At 64.3% G+C, this 18,425-nt stretch carries 19 protein-coding genes; 5 read left to right on the top strand and 14 right to left on the bottom strand.

The window, feature by feature from the left end; genetic code table 11:
- Positions 1–7: 7 nt before the first annotated feature.
- From CATRI_RS01660 to CATRI_RS01610, 11 genes are all read right to left on the bottom strand, one after another.
- Positions 8–1,393, bottom strand: a complete 1,386-nt coding sequence (locus tag CATRI_RS01660; RefSeq protein ID WP_290219111.1) for a protoporphyrinogen oxidase — start codon at positions 1,391–1,393, stop codon at positions 8–10.
- Positions 1,393–2,457 carry a uroporphyrinogen decarboxylase gene (gene hemE, locus CATRI_RS01655; protein WP_435384174.1) on the bottom strand — a complete coding sequence of 355 codons (1,065 nt, stop codon included), beginning with the start codon at positions 2,455–2,457 and terminating at the stop codon, positions 1,393–1,395. Before hemE ends, CATRI_RS01660 begins: the two co-directional genes overlap by 1 nt.
- Before the next feature lie 53 nt (positions 2,458–2,510).
- The gene (locus CATRI_RS01650; protein WP_290219105.1) at positions 2,511–5,144 is read right to left on the bottom strand and encodes a heavy metal translocating P-type ATPase; all 2,634 of its coding nucleotides are present in this window, start codon (positions 5,142–5,144) and stop codon (positions 2,511–2,513) included.
- A gap of 10 nt (positions 5,145–5,154) precedes the next feature.
- Positions 5,155–5,649: a hypothetical protein gene (locus CATRI_RS01645; protein ID WP_290219103.1), complete on the bottom strand. Its 495-nt coding sequence runs from the start codon at positions 5,647–5,649 to the stop codon at positions 5,155–5,157.
- Positions 5,650–5,667: 18 nt separating this feature from the next.
- Positions 5,668–6,222 (bottom strand): hypothetical protein, encoded by a 555-nt coding sequence (locus tag CATRI_RS01640; protein WP_290219101.1) that lies wholly within the window; start codon positions 6,220–6,222, stop codon positions 5,668–5,670.
- Complete coding sequence (gene hemB / locus CATRI_RS01635) at positions 6,215–7,240, bottom strand: porphobilinogen synthase (RefSeq protein WP_494337461.1); 1,026 nt, start codon at positions 7,238–7,240, stop codon at positions 6,215–6,217. Before hemB ends, CATRI_RS01640 begins: the two co-directional genes overlap by 8 nt.
- A gap of 63 nt (positions 7,241–7,303) precedes the next feature.
- A complete protein-coding gene (locus tag CATRI_RS01630) occupies positions 7,304–8,992 on the bottom strand; it encodes a bifunctional uroporphyrinogen-III C-methyltransferase/uroporphyrinogen-III synthase (protein WP_290219097.1) in 1,689 nt (562 codons plus the stop codon).
- 169 nt (positions 8,993–9,161) lie between these two features.
- Positions 9,162–9,530, bottom strand: coding sequence for a hypothetical protein (locus CATRI_RS01625; protein ID WP_290219094.1), 369 nt, complete (start codon positions 9,528–9,530; stop codon positions 9,162–9,164).
- A gap of 13 nt (positions 9,531–9,543) precedes the next feature.
- Complete coding sequence (gene hemC / locus CATRI_RS01620; RefSeq protein ID WP_290219091.1) at positions 9,544–10,431, bottom strand: hydroxymethylbilane synthase; 888 nt, start codon at positions 10,429–10,431, stop codon at positions 9,544–9,546.
- The gene (locus tag CATRI_RS01615; protein WP_290219089.1) at positions 10,428–11,774 is read right to left on the bottom strand and encodes a glutamyl-tRNA reductase; all 1,347 of its coding nucleotides are present in this window, start codon (positions 11,772–11,774) and stop codon (positions 10,428–10,430) included. Before CATRI_RS01615 ends, hemC begins: the two co-directional genes overlap by 4 nt.
- Before the next feature lie 127 nt (positions 11,775–11,901).
- Complete coding sequence (locus CATRI_RS01610) at positions 11,902–12,120, bottom strand: glutaredoxin family protein (protein ID WP_290219088.1); 219 nt, start codon at positions 12,118–12,120, stop codon at positions 11,902–11,904.
- 64 nt (positions 12,121–12,184) lie between these two features.
- On the opposite strand from CATRI_RS01610, the gene CATRI_RS01605 reads away from it, so the two are divergent.
- Entirely contained in the window at positions 12,185–13,315 is a 1,131-nt protein-coding gene (locus tag CATRI_RS01605; protein ID WP_290219086.1) for an HAD-IB family hydrolase, read from the top strand.
- Positions 13,316–13,374: 59 nt separating this feature from the next.
- Here CATRI_RS01605 and CATRI_RS01600 read toward each other — a convergent pair whose 3' ends face one another.
- The 3 genes from CATRI_RS01600 to proC all read right to left on the bottom strand — a co-directional run bounded on the left by CATRI_RS01600 (position 13,375) and on the right by proC (position 15,049).
- Positions 13,375–13,476, bottom strand: a complete 102-nt coding sequence (locus tag CATRI_RS01600; protein WP_003855542.1) for a 30S ribosomal protein bS22 — start codon at positions 13,474–13,476, stop codon at positions 13,375–13,377.
- Between the two features lie 415 nt (positions 13,477–13,891).
- A complete protein-coding gene (locus CATRI_RS01595; protein WP_290219084.1) occupies positions 13,892–14,083 on the bottom strand; it encodes a helix-turn-helix domain-containing protein in 192 nt (63 codons plus the stop codon).
- 108 nt (positions 14,084–14,191) lie between these two features.
- Entirely contained in the window at positions 14,192–15,049 is an 858-nt protein-coding gene (gene proC / locus CATRI_RS01590; RefSeq protein ID WP_290219083.1) for a pyrroline-5-carboxylate reductase, read from the bottom strand.
- A gap of 312 nt (positions 15,050–15,361) precedes the next feature.
- Between proC and CATRI_RS01585 the strand changes: the two genes are divergently transcribed.
- Genes CATRI_RS01585 through CATRI_RS01570 form a run of 4 tightly spaced genes read left to right on the top strand, consistent with a single transcriptional unit; the run spans position 15,362 to position 18,387 of the window.
- A complete protein-coding gene (locus CATRI_RS01585) occupies positions 15,362–15,958 on the top strand; it encodes a DUF4956 domain-containing protein (RefSeq protein WP_290219081.1) in 597 nt (198 codons plus the stop codon).
- A complete protein-coding gene (locus CATRI_RS01580; protein WP_290219080.1) occupies positions 15,951–16,472 on the top strand; it encodes a VTC domain-containing protein in 522 nt (173 codons plus the stop codon). Before CATRI_RS01585 ends, CATRI_RS01580 begins: the two co-directional genes overlap by 8 nt.
- Entirely contained in the window at positions 16,429–16,683 is a 255-nt protein-coding gene (locus CATRI_RS01575; protein ID WP_290219079.1) for a CYTH domain-containing protein, read from the top strand. The genes CATRI_RS01580 and CATRI_RS01575 overlap by 44 nt, the downstream gene beginning before the upstream one ends.
- Before the next feature lie 12 nt (positions 16,684–16,695).
- Complete coding sequence (locus CATRI_RS01570; protein ID WP_290219077.1) at positions 16,696–18,387, top strand: carbohydrate-binding domain-containing protein; 1,692 nt, start codon at positions 16,696–16,698, stop codon at positions 18,385–18,387.
- The last annotated feature ends 38 nt before the right edge of the window (positions 18,388–18,425 follow it).

The following is an 18,425-nucleotide window of genomic DNA, read 5'->3' as shown; positions in this document are numbered from 1 at the left end:
TATCCGGTCAGCCTAGCAAACGGGCGACGGTCGCGCGGGCGTCGGCGATGACCGCCGGGACCCCCACTCCCCCAGCCCAGGCCCCGGTGACCTCGACCCCCGGGACTGAGGCCAGCTCGGAACGCACGGCCTGCACGGTGGCCAGGTGGGTCTCGTCGTAGCGGGGCAAGCCGCCGAACCAGCGCTGGACGTAGATCTCCGCCAGCCCGGCCTCGCGGCCGTCGAAACCAGTAACCGTCTGCAGGTCATCCAGGGCCCAGTCGACGAGGTCGTCTTCGTCGGCGCGCACGATCTCATCGTCGCCGAAGCGGCCGAAGCTGGCGCGCACGAAGGCACCGCCCCGTTCACTCAGGTGGGGCCATTTCTTCGACGACAGGGTAAAAGCCTTGGCCCGCACACCGGGCTCATCGGCGGCGACGAGCACGCCGGAGTTGTCCGGCAGGCCCTCGGCGGAATCGAACTTCATGCCCACGACGACGGAGGAGGCCAGCTTGATGGACTTCAGCGCCGCCGACGCCTCCGGGGACAGCGAACGCAGCAGCATCGCGGTCGTCGGCGCCGGAGTGGCAAAGACGACGCGGTCGTAGGTGCCTTCGCCCGCCCCAGTGATGGTGAAGCCGCCCACTCCGCGGGTCACGCCCGAGACGAAGGCATCAAGGTGAATGTCGGCGCCAGATGCCTCGGCAAGGGCCTCATAGACAACCGCGTACCCGCCGTCGAAGGAGGCGAACACTGGCTTCGGGTCACCACTGCGAGCCGGGCGCTGGGATTCCACCCGCGCCACCGCCCCCGACAACGTGACCTTCTCACCAGCCTCAGCCAGTGCGTCGAAGGCCAACGCCAACTGCGGCACCGTCGCACGCACGCCCAGGTCATCGGCGAGGCAGGAGTACACCCCACCGAGCAGGGAGGACACCACGCGGTCAACGACCTCGTCGCCATAGCGCTCGCGGATCAAAGCACCCAAGTTGAGGTCCCCGCCGACCGGCCAGGTGATGCTGTCCTGGTCCCCTTCGGCGTCGATACGCGAGGCGGTCTCCGCCGAGACCAGATGGGCGATCGGCTCGGAGCTAGACGGAATGCCCATGACGCCGACGGCGGGCAGTGCCCGCGTCTGGCCGCCGGAATAGACGAGCGAGCGCAGGTCCGAGGGGTAGCGCAGCAGCTCACCCAACCCCAGGCCTTCGAAGTAGTCGGTCGCATCCGAGCGGAAGGCGAGGTAGGCCTCGGCGCCCATGTCCGTCGGCCCGGAGGCGAAGGGCACGGTGAACAGCTTGCCGCCAATGCGGTCCTCGGCCTCGAAGACATCGATGGCGGCGTCGGCGTCCGCGCGGCGGATCTCGGTAGCAGTGACGAGGCCGGCGAGACCGGCTCCGATGATGGCGTAGCGCACTAGTTTTCTCCGTGAACGATGGCGACGGCCTCGGTGATGGCCTCCGCCGGGGTGGTGGGCAAGACGCCGTGGCCGAGGTTGAAAATGTGGCCGGTGGCATCACCTGCGGCAATGGCGGCGGCCGCCTCGGACTTAATGCGCGCGACCTCCCGCTCCACCACGCTACGCCCAGCGAACAGCATCGCCGGGTCCAGGTTGCCCTGCAGCACCTTCGGCCCGCTCACCGCGTTGATCCGCGCGGCGGCCTGGTCCAGCGGGACTCGCCAATCCACTCCCATGACCTCGGAACCGGCCTCGCTCATGGCACCAAGCAGCTCGCCGGTACCCACGCCGAAGTGGATGCGGGGAATGCCGGCGTCCTCGATAGCGGCAAGGATCTCGGTGGAATACGGCAGCACGAACTCGCGATAATCGCGCTCGGTGAGGAACCCCGCCCAGGAATCGAACAGCTGCATGGCGTCAATTCCGGCGTCGATCTGCAGCTGCAGGAAGCGAATGATCGTCGGCGTCAGGCGACGCATGAGGGCGTGCCACGTCTCGGGCTCGCTGTGCATCATGGCCTTCGTCTTCTCGTGGTTCTTACTCGGCCCACCCTCCACTAGGTAGCTGGCCAGCGTAAACGGCGCCCCCACGAAACCGATGAGGGCCTGCGAGTCAGTCAGCTCGTCGAGGATGATCTCGATCCCGGCACTCACTTCCGGCACGTCCGCCTCCAGGATGGCCAGCTTATCGACGTCCGCGCGGCTCCGGATGGCACTATCCATCACCGGTCCGCGGCCCGCCACAATGTTCACCCCGACGCCGGCCGCTTTCAGCGGCACGACGATGTCGGAGAACAAGATCGCCGCGTCAACATCGTGACGGCGCACCGGCTGCATGGTGATCTCCGCCAACAGCTCCGGCATGAAACAAGAATCGAGCATGTCGATGCCCTCCCGAACCTGCCGGTATTCCGGCAGGGAACGGCCGGCCTGGCGCATGAACCAGACGGGGGTGCGGGTGGGGGTGCGGCCGGGGACAGCGGCGTCGAGAAGCGGGGCGTCGATGAGGGTGCGGCGAGTCATAGCGTCCATTGTGGTCCATAAGTTGGATACGGCCTAAACGGACGCATTCCCAACTAGCGGCGGAACACTCGCGCCCGGTTCGAGCGCGCCTCAATAATGAGGGAGGAGCCCAGCATGAGGACCGTCGCCGCCATCGGATGAAGCACGCCAGCGATCGAGGCCAGCACAGCCAGGCCGTTGTAGGTCCAGGCGAACACGATGTTGCGGTCAATGATCCGGCAGATACGCCGACAGTGAACGATGAGCTGCGGGATCGCCGTGACATCCGGGCGCAGGACAATCGCGTCGACGTCTGGGTGTTCGGAATGCGCGATGCGATCAACCTGGGCATCCGTTCCCATGAGGATGCCCACGTCCGCCACCCGCAGGGAACTGAGCACCGACGCATCCCCCACCATGCCGACTGTCGCCCCGCGGGTATGCACCGAGCGCACTGCCTGGGCCTTCTTGCCCGGAGCAATGCCCGCGAGAACGTGGTCGATGCCAATGCGGTCGGCAATGCGGCGCGCCACGGGGTAGGTATCGCGGGACAGCATCATCGTTTCAATCCCCATGTCGCTCAGGTCATGGATTGCTTCCTCGGCGTCATCCTTGACCGTATCGCGCAGGGTAATCACGCCCCGATCACGTCCTTTCCAGCGCACGACCAATGGCGTACCGCCGGAGACTGCCGCCGCTGCCAGACGCCCCTGGAGCTGAGACATGTTGAGCGGTCGCCACAACCGGGCCTCCATCGGCTGCATACTCACGTGCCCGCTGTCGTCGGTAACTGGCAGCTCGATGTGTCCGCGGAAGTCTCCCTCGGGCCCGATCTCAAAGTGGCTGACGTCGATCCAGTGGGGGACTTCCTCACCGCCGGTACCGAAGTCGCGGGCCTCGCGTGCCGCCCGGACCAAGGCGCGGGAGACGGGATGATCGGATTCCATGGCCAGAGCCCCGGCCACGCGCAGCACCAGTTCGGGGTTTTCTCCCCGGTCGGCGGTGACCGTCTCCACGGTCATGCCGGTCTCCGCCAGCGTGCCTACTCGGTTGAAGATCACCGTGTCGATGTTTTCAATCACCCGCACGATGCTTCCATCGCGAATAAGCACGCCGTTGCGGGCGGCGGATTCAATACCGTTGCGGATAGCCAAGGCTGGCGACAAAGCAATTGCGACCGGCGCGACCGAAGCAAGCACCGCCAGGGACGTGGCGAAGGCCGCGTTGAAGTTGCCGGCGATGAGCACCCACAACAAGAAATCGAGGACGGCGATACCGAAAGCAGCGGGGATCAGCATTGCGGCGGTACGAGTAGACAGCAACGTTGATTGGATCTGCTTCTGGTTCGCGGCGAAGACCCAGCGGCGAATAGCGGTCAGGCGAGTGCCGTGCCCGGTGTATGCAGCACGCACCTTAATGCGCCCCCGCAGGTTCTTCGTCCCGGCGTAGACGTAGGAATTAACCTTGACGTCCTGAATATCGGCCGGACCCGAGCCGAACAAGCCCGGCGACGCCATGCAGGACCCGCCCACGACCTGGCCGTCGACCGGAATGATCTGGCCCTCTTCGACGCTGATGTCGTCGCCAACATTCACTTCCTGCAGCGGAATCTTCTCTTTGGTTACCCCGGCCACGCCGCCGTCGCCACTGGTGGCTTTCTTCTGCACCACCTCAACCAGTTCATGGGGGCTGGGCCGGCGGGCATCCAGCTCATCGAGCAGGCTGACGCGGCTACGCATGGTGAGCAACCGCCCGACCAGCAACAGCACCGTCATGCCGCAGGCGACGTCGAGGAAGAGCTCACCGTCGACAATGCGGTTGTGGTCGAAGGCGAACCACGACGGCGTCGTCCGCCAGCCGAGATCACCCGCCGGGGTGAAAACCAGCATGACCATCGACCACATCGTGGCGGCGATTATCGCGACCGAGCTCGCAGCGTCCAGCGCGGTCAGACCGCGACGCACTCCGCCAGCCATGGCCCGGTGGAAGGGCCACGCGCCCCACGTCACCACCGGCAACGCCAACCCCAGAGTCACCCACTGCCAGCCATCGAATTGCAGGGACTGGAAGTACGTGAGCAACAGCACCGGCAAGGTGAGCACAAGTGTGATGAACAGCCGGGTGGGTGTGAGCAGATCACGGGCGGTGAACAAAATGTCCTGGCGCCCTTTGGCCTCCGGATCGCGCAGGCTTTCCTGGGAGCTATTCAAGAACCCGGCGCGCCGCGCCCGTTCTTGGATACGTGCCTCTTGCTCCAGATGTCGGCGGAACTTCCACGACATGGATGAACGACGGCGCTTGGGGCGAACCTCAGCCCGTTGGGTCAGCGGCCCTTCCCCCGAGTGGGAGTGCATAATCCGGCGGCGCAAGGAGCTGTCGGTGAGCACGGCCCCCACTCCAAAGCTCTCGATGACGAGGATCAGGTCGTTGGGGTCCACCGTATCGGGAGCGGTCACCCACGCGGTGGCGTTGGGGTAGACCAAGCGGGCGCGCACCCCGTGGATTTGCTCAAGCGCGGCTTCGATGTCGGCGATGTCGGGGGCATTGTCCAAGCCCGTGAGGTCGAAGGCGTAGGACACTTTGGGTCGCTCGGAGGGATCGGCGGGCTGGGTGCGCTCCTCATCGATGTCGTTGAAGCCGGCTGCCCGGGCAGCGGTCCTCGCCTCAGCGATCGCCGAGGAGACGACATCGTCATAGCGGTTATTCATGATTCGAAGACTAGTAGTTCCGGCCGTTGGCGCGGGCAAAGTAGCGATTGGATGCCGGGCGGAACACCAAGAAGGCGGCCACGGCGAGGAGGATAACGATGACAATCATGGCTAGCCCGCCGACCTGGATGGCGAAGGCGGCGACGTTGCAGAAAACGGCCAAAGCGATGACGACGATGAGGACGCGGCGCGAGACGAGGCCCGCGGACTTCAGCTGCGCAGCCAGGGCGGCCACGAGCACTCCGGCGACGACGTTGAAAATGGCCACGAAACGAACATTGCGGTGGAAAGCTTCAATGACCTCGGGTGCGGCTCCGGCCCGATCCTCGACGGGCAATGCGAACATCACCAGACCCGAGAAAGTCATGAAAATGGCCGCCGCGACGCACACCCAGTAACCCCAGCGCAGCACGGGTGGCCAGGACCCATCAGCGGGATCGGAGGCACCGTCGCTTCGCAGGCGCCGGTTCGGATCATCCGGCGAACGATACATTCCAGGGAACATGCTGGGCATACTCGTATCTCAGCTCCTGTCTTTGGCCACGGGCAGTTCGCGAGTCCACTTCAGGGTGTCTTCCTTGAACGTCAGGAACACTCCCATGACGGCGGCGACACCCACGAGGATCTGCACGATTCCATCTACGACATACAGTGCCACGGGTACATTCGTCCCGCCAGGTGTGACCATGAACAGCATCATCACGCGGAACCCGAAGTAGAACCCGAAGACCAGCAGCATCCGGCGGGCCGTCCCGGCGAAGCGGGAGCGCCGCCACAGGGCGAAGATCATCCACGTGAGCAGGCCCATGATTGCCAGACTCAGCGCTCCCATGAACAGCACCGAGCCGTAGGCCGCCAGACGTACGCCGGTGTCCCCGATGGACTCCAACCGCTGCGGGTCCGTCTGCTCCTTGGCCGCGGCGATGAGCGCGGAGGGATCAATGAAGGAGATGGTCACATTGAGGATCTGGTGGAGAACCTCCCCACCTACAGCGAAGGCGAACAACCACACCATGAGCCGCACCGACTCCGGCGGCATGGTCTTCTCGGTCTTCTCAGTCTTCTCAGTGTCAGACATGAAGGGCCCGGGCAGCGTCGGTGGCAAAGTAGGTGAGGATCTGGTCGGCACCGGCCCGCTTAATAGAGGTCAATGATTCCATCATCACTGCCTCCAGGTTGATCCACCCATTGCGACCGGCGGCCTGAATCATCGAGTATTCGCCGGATACCTGGTACGCGGCGACTGGCACCGGGGAGGCGTCCGCCACCGCGCGCAACACATCGAGGTACGGCAGGGCTGGCTTGACCATGACGAAGTCGGCGCCCTCATCGATGTCGAGTTCCACCTCAAGCAGAGACTCACGCAAGTTGGCGGGATCCTGCTGGTAGGTGCGGCGATCGCCCTCCAAGGATGAGCCGACGGCCTCGCGGAAGGGCCCGTAGAAGGCGGAGGCGTATTTGGCGGAATAGGCCATGATGGACACATCCTCGTGCCCGGCACCATCCAGCGCCTCCCGAATCGCCAGGACCTGGCCGTCCATCATCCCCGAAGGGGAAACGATGTGCGCCCCGGCGTCGGCCTGGGCCACCGCCATCCGCTGATACCGGGTCAGCGTTGCATCATTATCGACGACCACCCGTCCCCACCGGTCCTGCGACAGCACGCCGCAGTGCCCGTGGTCGGTGAACTCGTCCAGGCACGTATCGGCCATGATGAGCAGATCATCGCCGAACTCCGCCCGCAGCTCGCGGAGAGCGCGATTGAGGATGCCCTCCTGCTTCCACGCCGGCGAACCCTCCGCGTCCTTATCCGCATCGAGCGGGACGCCGAAGAGGTCAACGCAGCGCACCCCGGCGTCGAGCGCCTCGTGGGCCGCGGCCTTCAAGGAATCAAACGTGTGCTGTTGGACGCCCGGCATGGAAGAAATGTCCCGGGGTGCGTCGATGCCGTCGGCGATGAACATCGGCAAGATGAGGTCCGCGGGACGCAAGGTTGTCTCAGCTACGAATTCCCGCATCGCCGGATTCAGCCGCAAGCGGCGGGGGCGGCGCGCGGGGGCGGGAACGTGCAGGGGGGCAGAATGCTGGTCAGTCACAGCGAGGGCTGAACCTTTCCGGAAGGCGAGTACTTAGACCGCCATCATAGTGCCCGGCGCAAATCAGTCCTTGTCTACTGCCACTGGCTTGCGACGTGCGCGGCGCTTCTTCTTCGGCGGTGGCAACTGCCCCGCCGCACGGAGGTTGGCCACGTGGTTGGCCAGGGCGTCGACAAGATCGGGCACCTCGGCGGTAGCGGGAACTATGTCGACCCGCAGGCCCATCTCCTTCGCAGTGGCCTCCGTCATGGGACCAATGCAGGCGATGATGGTGCGCTGATGCGGCTTACCGGCGATGCCCACCAGGTTCTTCACCGTCGACGACGACGTAAAGCACACGGCGTCAAAGCCGCCCGACTTGATCATTTCGCGGATCTCCGCCGACGGCGGAGCGGCCCGGACTGTCCGGTAGGCGACGACATCGTCGACTTCCCACCCGGCCTCCACCAGGCCGTCGACAAGCACATCGGTGGCGATGTCGGCCCGGGGCAGCAGGACGCGACCCACCGGATCAAGCTCCTCGACATAGTCGGGGAAGACTTCGACCAATCCGGCTGCGTTTTGCTTCGTCGACGGCGGCAGCAGCTCTGGCGTCATACCCAGCTCGCGGATGGCGTCGGCAGTTTTGGAACCGACGGCGGCCAAATGAACGCCAGCGAAGGAGCGGGCGTCGAGGCCGAACTCATTGATCTTCTCCCACACCGCGGACACCGCGTTGACGGAGGTGAACACGATCCACTGGTACCGGCCTTCAACGATGCCCTTGATCGCGCGTTCCATCTGCGCGGGGTTGCGCGGCGGTTCGACAGAGATCGTCGGCACGGACTGCGGAATGGCGCCGTATGAGGACAGGCGCGCGCTCATCGACGCAGCCTGCTCCTTGGTGCGCGGCACCAACACGCGCCAGCCGTACAGCGGGCGGTTTTCCCACCAGGAGTACTTCGTGCGGTCGTCCACTCCCTTACCGAGGGTGACCACCAGCTGGCCACCCAGCTCAACGTCGAGGCGGCCCAAGGTACCCAACGTCGCATCGTGGGTGCGCTGCAAGCGGGTGGTGCCGTTGACGGTGACTGAGACCGGAGTGTCCGGGCTCATGCCGCGGGAAATGAACTCCGTGGCAATCGTGCTCAAGTTCTCATCGGCCGCCTGCAGCACCAGCGGCTGCGGGGCACTGGCCAGCTGATCCCAGTCGACGTTGTTCTCCGTGACATCGGTTTCGGTGTAGGTCGAGCCCAACGCGATACCCGCAAAAGAGGGCACCGTGGACGGCAGAGACATGCCCGGCACCACCTGAAACTCCAGGCCAAGGCCAGCGACAGCGGCGATCTCCGCCATCGTCTGATCCCGGGTCAACGGGTTACCGGTGACGAGGCGGATGACATCACCTTGTTCCTCGGCGAGGGCATCACGCAACTGCGCGGCCACCTCATCGGGGGTAGATCCAACGGGCTCACGAATATCGGCGGCGGTGGGCTCGGCGGGACGCGCGGGACGGCGGCGAGCCCCGGCTTCCTTGGCCTCAGCACAGATGCGCTCGTATTCCCGCTCCGCGGCATCCAGCTTCTCCTGAGGCACTGGCAGAGCAGCAGCCACGACCTCACGCACGCCTGGGAGGACAGCTGCATCTGTGACGGCAATGATCGCCGAAGAAAGCACCTCGCGGGCACGGATAGTGAGCAGATCGGGGTTGCCAGGGCCAGCGCCAACGAAGACGACCTTTCCCGGCTGGGAGGTCTGGGGAGCCATGCTCATACGGATCTTTTCTACAGTCGATGGTTAGTATCACAACAGGTCAAGACACAAATGCGCGCCCATCGCTGCGACCGCCATTCCCATAAAGGGGGCCATATCGCATGCGGGGCGTCCACCGTGTGGTATCTACACCTTAAATTAATAAGGCCAGATTACGAAAACACCCGACTCAGAGGAAACGCCCGAGTTGCTTGGCGTACTCCTCCGCTTGGGTCGTCGAGATGATAATCCGGCTGATCGTCCCGGAACTCAAATCAATGACCACACCGGGGCCGGTGCCATGACACACGGAAAGGACGCTGGCGCGGGAGCCATCGCGGGTGACAAAGGTGCCGGTATCGGTCACCCCTTTGACGCGGGTGCCGGGGGCGTGTCGGTGTCGCTCGAGAGCGGTAGCGAAGGCGAGCGCATCATCCACCACGCGCACCCCGGAGATAGCCCGGGCGGGCACGGTGAGGTGAGAGCGGTGGGCTGCAATCTTTTCCCACCAGTTGAGGGTGACGGTGACCTGACGTTCGTCGATCTGTAGTTCGGCCATAATCCGGTAGAGCTTACCTCGCCATGACCTCGGCGGCGCCGTCCTCGATGAGCTGGCGGGCAATCTGCTCCCCCAGCTCGACCGGGTCGGTCCCGGAGGCACTGTGCTTAAGCTGTGCCGATCCGTCGAGAGCGAACACCCCAGCGGTGAGGGTGATGGTCTCGCCCTCCAAAGTGGAATGTGCCGCGACGGGGGCGGTGCAGCCCGCCTCCAGTCGATTGAGGACGATGCGTTCGGCGATCGCACAAGTGTAGGCGGCGGCGTCGATAAGCGAATCGATGGCGCGGCGGGCCTCCTCGTCGTCGGCGCGGCACTCGATGGCCAACGCGCCCTGCGCGGGGGCCGGGAGGATGACCTCGGGGCTGAAGACTTCCGTTGCGCGGTAGCCCTGCTCGACGCGGGAGAGCCCGGCGTAGGCCAGGACGACGGCATCGAGCTCGCCGGAGGTGACCTTGCCCATGCGCGTATCAATGTTGCCCCGTAGGGGCAGGATCTCCAGGTCAGGGCGGTGCGCGCGGAGCTGGGAGATGCGGCGGGGCGCGGAGGTGCCCACCTTTGCCCCCTCCGGGAGGGTGGCGAGGGTGAGGCCATCGCGCGCGATGAGGGCCTCGCGGGCGTCGGCACGCACCGGGACGATGAGGTGGAAGCGCTCATCGGGGGCCGTCGGCAAGTCCTTGAAGGAATGCACCGCAATGTCGCACTCGCCGGCCACCATGGCCTCGCGCAGCGCCTGCGTGAACACGCCAACCCCGATGCGCTCCACGGGCGCCATATTGACGTCGCCGGCCGTGGTCACGATGTGCAACTCGGCGTCGAAGCCATGGGCAGCCAACGCCTCACGCACGTGGCCGGACTGGGTGGTGGCCAGCTTCGAGCCGCGCGTACCGATCTTCAGGGTCATTTCTGTTCCTTCTCGTTGATTCCGACCTTGCCTTCCGGCAGGTCAGCGACATCAATTGCCACCGCTGGCCCATCCGCGGCCAAGCCAAACAACTCCTGCAAGGCAGACTCATAGGACACGACACCGGACTCGGCGGCCAACTTCTTCACCCGCACCGTCGGCTGGTGCAGCAGCTTATCGACGACCCGCCGCACCGTCCGCGTCACCTCCTCAAACTCCGGAGAATCAATCGCCGGAGTCCGCGCCCGCAGGCGCTCCAACTCCGTGTCCACCAATTCGGAAGCGTGCTTGCGCAATGCGGCCACCGCCGGCACCACATCACGAACCCGCTGTTCAGAGCTATAAGCGTGTAGCTCCTCGGCGACGATCCCCAGCGCCTCCTGATGTCCCGTCGCGTGATCGCCGCGCCCCGACATTGTCTTGTGCAGCCGCTCAATGTTGACGAGGTGCACGCCCTGCAACTGCGCCGTGTCGTCGTCGATATCGCGGGGCATCGACAGGTCAATGAGAGTGAGATTATCCACCCGATCGCGGGGAATATCCGCCGGGGTAATGGTGAAATCATCCGCACCCGTCGCCGATACCGCCAGGTCAACCCGCGACAGCACCGCCGCCCGATCCGCGAAATCCACCACCTCGGCCGGCACGCCGGCCTCCCGCGAATGCTCGGCGAGACGCTCCGCCCGCGATCGCGTGCGGTTGGCGATAATCAGCTTATCGACGCCCAGCTTCCCCAGGTGCGTAGCCGCCAGCGAGGCCATCGCCCCCGCACCCAGGACCAAGGCGGTGCGTCCGGTCAGCTGATCAGTGCCCAGGTGCTCCAGCGCCTCATCCACCGCGACCGACACCATCGACGCCCCGGCGTCATCAATATCGGTCTCAGAATGCACCCGCTTGCCGGTATGCAACGCCGACTGGGCCAACGAATGCAACGCCGGACCGACCGTCCCTTTCTCACTGGCCTCCTGGTACGCCGTGCGCACTTGGCCAATAATCTGCTGCTCCCCCACCACCATGGAATCCAACCCCGAAGCCACGACCATCATGTGCTCCGCGGCGGCGTCGGCGTAGCGAACATAGAGGTAGCCACGCAGAGTATCGATATCCACATCCGAGATCTCGTGCAACACCTCCACGACATCCTGCACCCCAGAATGGAAGGAATTAGTGACCGAGTAAATCTCCAGCCGGTTACACGTGGAGACGATCATCGCCTCGCTGAGCGCAGGGCAATTAATGAGCTTGGTGGTGGTATCTTCCCGCACCGTCTCGTCCATGCTCAGTCGCTCGAGCAACGCCACCGGCGCCGATCGGTGCGACATTCCCACGACGAGCACACTCACGTTAACCTTCACCGCTTTCGACCTGGATCACAATTTCATACCCCGGGGCGTGGCTGGGCGCGCACCTCGGGGCGGATCAAACAAAAGGATACCCCCGAGTGAAGAAAAGTCCGTATCTACCCCCGAGCTAGTGGGCCAAAGCCTCCGCCAGCTCCCCATTGTCCACTTCCCAACAGGCGAATTCCTCACCATCAACCACCACCACCGGCACCCGATCACCAAATTCCATCGCCAGCTCGCGATCATGATCAACGTTACGCACCACCAAGCCCACACCCGCCGCCGCCACGACCGGCGCAATCTGCTTCTCCACCCGCGCGCACGAACCACATGATGTCCGCACCATAAGCTCCACCACCTGCGCCACAGCCCGACTCCACTTCTTCCCAGCTTCTTGCCCAGCGCTGCGAATGCAACGCGCCTACGATGGACACGATACAGAGCAGGCCCCGCACCCCAAGGAAGGCACGAACACCGCCGTGACCCCGCCTAACAGCGAACCAGTTTTCCCCGGTTCCCCGCGAGAATTCCTCGCCAGCTGGAGCGCCACGCGCGGCAACCTCCGCCGCTTCCTCGAAGAACGAGCCCTCCCACCACTGGGCGAAGAACACCAACGCGCCGCCGGCGAAGCCTCCGCCGCCGCCGCCGTCCAAGAAACCTTCGGCATCGAGCTCGACGCATTTTCCTCCGGCGTCGATTCCGTCTCCGGGTCGATCGAGGCCGCTGGCGGCTTCCACATCAACCTGCCCGACCCGGACATCCCCCAAGACGTCGGCGCCGCCGCCTTCTTCGACGTTGACAACACGCTCATCCAAGGCTCTTCGCTAGTCGTCTTCGCTCTCGGCCTGGCACGCAAACGCTACTTCCACCTCCAGGAAGTGCTGCCCATCGCTTGGAAGCAGATTAAGTTCCGAGTCACCGGCTCCGAAAACGCTAACGACGTCGCCGCCGGTCGTACCCAAGCTCTGGAGTTCATCAAAGGCAAAAGCGTCGCCGAGCTCGTCGAGCTTTGCGAAGAGATCGTGGACAGCACCATGATCGACAAGACTTGGCCCGGTACCCGGGACCTCGCCGAAATGCACCTGGCCGCAGGGCACCAAGTGTGGCTCGTCTCCGCCACCCCCGTGCAACTCGCTCAGATCCTGGCCAAACGCTTCGGCTTCACCGGCGCCCTGGGTACCGTCGCCGAGGTGGTGGATGGCAAATTCACCGGACGCCTCGTCGGAGACATCCTCCACGGCCCCGGCAAAATGCACGCCGTGGCAGCCCTAGCCGCCATCGAACAGCTCGATCTAACCCGTTGCACCGCCTACTCGGACTCCATCAACGACATTCCCATGCTGTCGATGGTCGGCACCGCCGTCGCCATTAATCCCGACGCGAAGCTTCGCAAAGAGGCCGGAAAGCATGGCTGGCAGGTACGCGACTACCGCAGCCTTCGCCGCGCCGTCCGCACCTTCGGCCTGCCCGCCCTCGCCACCGCCGCATTCAGCCTGAGCAGCTGGCGAATCTTCCACGGCCGCCGACTAAAGCCAGAATAAGCGACACCGCCTTCTGTTTCCCCAGTGCGGGGAGACGGAAGGCGGTGTAACTACGAGGCTTACTTGCCCAATTTACGACGCTGAACGCGAGTACGGCGCAGCATCTTGCGGTGCTTCTTCTTGGACATGCGCTTGCGGCGCTTCTTGATGACAGAACCCATGGGGTTTCCTCATTTCGGATTGATGTACGTACATGACCTGCCGACTTTTCCACGGACCCCTTTTGGGAGGTCGCAGCGACCGAGGTGCACGCTCGGCGCAAATAGATCGTCGGCACGAATGCGATTCATCATACCGACAGGGCCTAGTAGGGCCAAAAACCGCGTTCGCTAACAAGATAGCCACGTGTCGCTCCAGGAAAGGGTCGAAGTTGTTAGCGAACGCCGGTTTCAAGGGCAACCGGCCCCACCGCTGGGCAAAAGCCGCGTTCGCTAACAACTTGACCCGATTCCGGGCTGGAAAAACCCAGAGTTGTTAACGAACGCCGGTTTCGAGCACCACCAGGCCAAGGCGACGGCGGCGCCCCACCCTCCGGAGAGAGTCGAGCGCCGCCGACGATGGAGCGGGGATCTGGGCCTAACCAGCCTCGTAGTACGAAGACTCGAGGTAGTCCTTGACCGCTTGCTCGTGCACTCGGAAAGAACGCCCGACGCGTACGGCGGGCAGTTCACCGGAGTGAACGAGCCGGTAGACGGTCATCTTGGATACGCGCATGATCTCCGCGACCTCGGCGACAGTCTGGAACGATCCCTTGTCTGCATTAGCCATAATTTATCTAACCCTTCAAGCAGGTGGCGCGCTGCAGGCTTCCCCTCCCGCAGTTCGGTCACGCACGTGCTTGAACTAGCTTAGCGTGAATTGTGTGACTGTTGCGACTTAAGTGCCAGAAAATTCTTCGAGATCCCCCTGCCGGGACACGTTCTTCCCCGAACCCAAATCAGCGGAACGCTGGGCGCACGCCTCCGTTGCCCGGAAGAAAGCACCGCGAATTCCGGATTCCTCCAGCTCACGCAGCGCGGCGACGGTGGTGCCCGCCGGCGAGGAGACGTTCGCCCGCAAGGTCGCCGGATCGACCCCAGATTCCGCGAGCATGACCCCCGCGCCAGCCGCGGTGGTGGTGACGAGCTTTTCGGCGATGTCCCTGGTGAGGCCGAGGGAAACGCCAGCGTCGATTAGCGCCTCGGCAACGAGGAAGAAGTAGGCGGGCGAGGAGCCAGCCAACGCAGTGACGGCATCCATGTCAGATTCCTCGACGGGGACGACCTCACCGACGGTGCCTAACAGGTTAGTGACTTCGGCCAGCTGCTCATCGCTAACGAAGCGGCCGGTAGCGACGGCGTTCATGCCACGTCCGACCAGCATGGGGGTGTTCGGCATGACCCGGACGACGGGGGTGCCTGCGACGGAGGCGTCTTCCATTGCGGCGAGGGGAATGCCCGCGGCCATGGAGACCAGGACGGTGGTGGCGTCGTTGTCTTCAAGGGTGTCGGAGATCTCGCCAATGAGAGAGGTGATGTCCTTTGGCTTCACGCAGAGGAAGACGACTCCCGCACCTTCCACCGCCTGGCGGTTATCCGTTAGGTCACGCACCCCGTACTTTTCGCGGAGTTCCACGCCGCGCTCAGGGCGTCGATTGGTGACGGTGATGGTCTGCGGGTCGGCGCCAGCGTTGATGAGGCCGGAGATCAAGGCCTCGCCGATTTTGCCGCCGCCAAGGACTGCGAGATTTCTCATGGCCTCCACCCTGCCACACGCTGGAGCGCCACCCAAGGACACCGGGCAGGCCACCTGAAGAGAAACAAAACACATGAGAAAGTGCCGTCTCACCTTTGTTCCCAATTAGCTTTTTCTCAGTAACTTATTCATTTGCAGTTAGCTAACAACGGCATCGACCGCCATTGCATACAGCCAACTGCCAGCTACCCGGCTCTTCTTTACTTATTCTGCCACCTTCCCTCCCAGCTCATTCCAGCTTTTTTACAACTTGAGTTTCCATACTCGCTGATATCAACACCTCGTACTCGCTATTGAAAGGAACTCATTCCCATGACTTCGCCCGCGATGATGATCTTCGTAGATCTGATGGCAATTCTGGTTCTGGTGTTTGGCATTTACTTTCCCCGCCATCGCCGAAGTGACTTGGCGGTCGCCTTTTTGGGCGTCAACATTGGCGTTCTGGCGGTTTCTCAAATCCTGGCAACCTCCTCTGTGGGGGCAGGCTTGGGTCTGGGACTGTTTGGAGTGCTCTCCATCATCCGGCTCCGCTCCTCCGAAATCAGCCAGCGGGAGGTGGCTTATTACTTCGCGTCCCTGGCCATCGGTTTGATCTCGGGCCTGGCCACCGTGTCATTGCTCAGCACCACCATGATTGCGCTCATCATCGCGGTCATCGCGGTGGCCGATACCTCGCTAGTAAATAGGCGGGGCGTGCAGCGGCAGCAGATTCAGCTCGATCGGGCCATTGCCCAGGAGCGCGAGTTGCGCGCCGAGATCGAGAACCTCACTGGCCAGCAGGTACTGACGGTGAGTGTGCTCAAGCTCGACCTGGTCAATGACCTCACCCTCGTCGAGGTCGGCCTCCAGCCCCGCGCGCACTCCACTACCCCGGTGGAAAATCCCCTGCGTGAGGCCATCGATGCCTAGCTTTTACTCCGCACTCGCCCCGATCAGCCTCGAGGAGCTGGTGTCCGAGGCCGAGATGCTCACCCGGGTAGACCGCAAATACGTCCTCCACCGCCGCGAACTCGACGCCGCCCTCGGCGGCTTGGATCCCCGCACTCGGGTCTTGCGTATCGACGGCCGCGTCCCCCAGCCGTACCGTTCCACCTACTTCGACACTCCGGACTTGCGGAGCTTCCACATGGCGGCACACCCGCGGCGTCGGAAGTTCAAAGTTCGCACACGAACCTACCTCGCATCCCGGACCTCCTTCCTCGAGGTCAAGGCCGTGGGTCCCCGCGGGGTCACCGTTAAAGAGCGGATCGCCTGCGACTTTGACGACGCCATGCAGGCGCGACTGAGCGACGAGTCGGCGGCCTGGCTGGAAGGCCGCCTACTGGCGGCCGGCCAGCCGCCGGACACCGGCGCGCAGCTGGCACCGGACCACCTTGCTCATGGCGGATGGAACGGGACGGGCGACCGTCGATACGCAGCTTGATTGGGCCAGTCGCGATAGCTACCTCGAGCGGCCTGACATGGCCGTGGTGGAAACCAAGTCGGGCTCCCGCCCCTCCGAGGTCGACCGGCTGCTCTGGGCATCCGGCCACCGCCCGGCGCGAATATCCAAGTTCGGCACCGGCATGTCCGCCCTCAACAGCTCGCTGCCCCGCAACCGGTGGAACCGCGTGCTCAACAACTACTTTTCTTAAGGAACAACCACCATGAAAATCACGAAACCTGCCCTCACTGCCGCCGTCCTCGGCTTGAGCTTGTCCATTGCCGCGTGCTCCCCCGGCGCCGGGAGCACCGGAGCGACGACCACGCCGACCGCCACCGCAACCTCCGGTTCCTTCAGTACCGTCAACCCGCCGACGGCCACGGAGGCGCTAGCCGAGAACCACGACGCATCCACCTTTAACGAGTGGGACGCCGCGGATGCCCAGGACCTCAGCGGCAGCGACATTCAGATCACCAGCGGCGGCGTGTACCGGCTGAGCGGCGACATCGAATCCGTGTCCATCGATGCCCCCGACGCCCAGGTCGTCCTCCTGCTCAATGACGCCACAATTGCGAAGGGCATCACCGCGACCAACGCCGAAGATGTGGCCATCGATTCCACCGGTACCAACACCGTCACTGGCCCCATCGACATCGCCGCCGACCTCACGTTGTCCGGCTCCGGCACCCTCGACGTCACGGCGGAAGGCGAAGGCAACGATGGCATCACCGCCAATGACGACCTCGCGGTCCTGTCGGGCACCTACCGCGTCAAGGCCGCCGATGATGGCATCCAGGGCAACGATGCGCTCGTGATCAAGGGCGGAAGCCTCACCGTCGAGTCCGGGGGCGATGGCCTGAAGTCCGACAAGGACGACGACCCGACCAAGGGGTACGTGGACATCCAGGGCGGCACCCTCACCGTGACCTCTCAGGGAGATGCCATCGACGCGTCCACCGACCTCATCGTCAGCGACGGTGACCTCACGCTGACGGCGGGTGGCGGGGCGTCGGCAGGCAAGACCGATACCTCCGCCAAGGGTCTGAAGGCGGGCACCTACGTCATCGTCGAAGGTGGCAACACCACGATCGACTCGGGCGACGACGCCGTCCACTCCAAGGGCGCGCTGCGGCTGAGCGGCGGCGAGATCACCGCAAAGACCGGCGACGATGGCGTCCACGCCGAGGTCGCCGCGGTACTCGACGGCGCCACCCTCACTATCGCCGAATCCAACGAGGGCATCGAGGCCGGACTGATCACTATCTCCGGCGGAGACATCAACGTCACCTCGACCGACGATGGCGTCAACGGCTCCGGTTCCACCACCGCCGAAGCCGGGCTCGCCGCCACTTCGGAAGAAACCACGTCCGCGACGCAATCCAACCAGCCGCCCATGGGCAGCACCGGAGAGCAGGTGACCATTACCGGCGGCACCCTCACGGTCAACGCGGGTGGCGACGGCCTCGATTCCAACGGCGACCTCCACATCAGCGGCGGCACCACCACCGTGTGGGGTCCGACGGACAACGGCAACGGAACCTTGGACACGGAAGGTGAGTTCACCCTCACTGGCGGCGAGCTCATCGCCGTCGGCTCCAACGGCATGCCCGTCAACCCGACGTCCACCGACGGCCAAGGGTGGATTGCCGCCACCGCCAGCGGCCGGGCAGGCGATGAGATCATCGTGAAGGACTCCTCCGGGGCCACCATCGCGACCTTCACCGCCGTCAAGGACTTCGGCTTGGTCCAATACTCGAGCGCGGCGATCGCTAACGGTGAGCAGTACACGGTGACGGTCAATGGCACCGACACTGCCGTCACCGCAGGTCAAGGCGTTGCAGGTGCAGGCCCCGGTGGCATGGGTGGCGGCATGATGCCCGGGAACGGTCAGCCCCCGGCGCGGCCGATGGGTTAGCCGGGAACCGGTTGATCGCGACGCCCTCCTCCCGACTT

It is taken from the genome of Corynebacterium atrinae, from assembly GCF_030408455.1.
Classification (GTDB): Bacteria; Actinomycetota; Actinomycetes; order Mycobacteriales; family Mycobacteriaceae; genus Corynebacterium; species Corynebacterium atrinae.
This window is presented reverse-complemented; position numbering and strand designations above follow the sequence as displayed.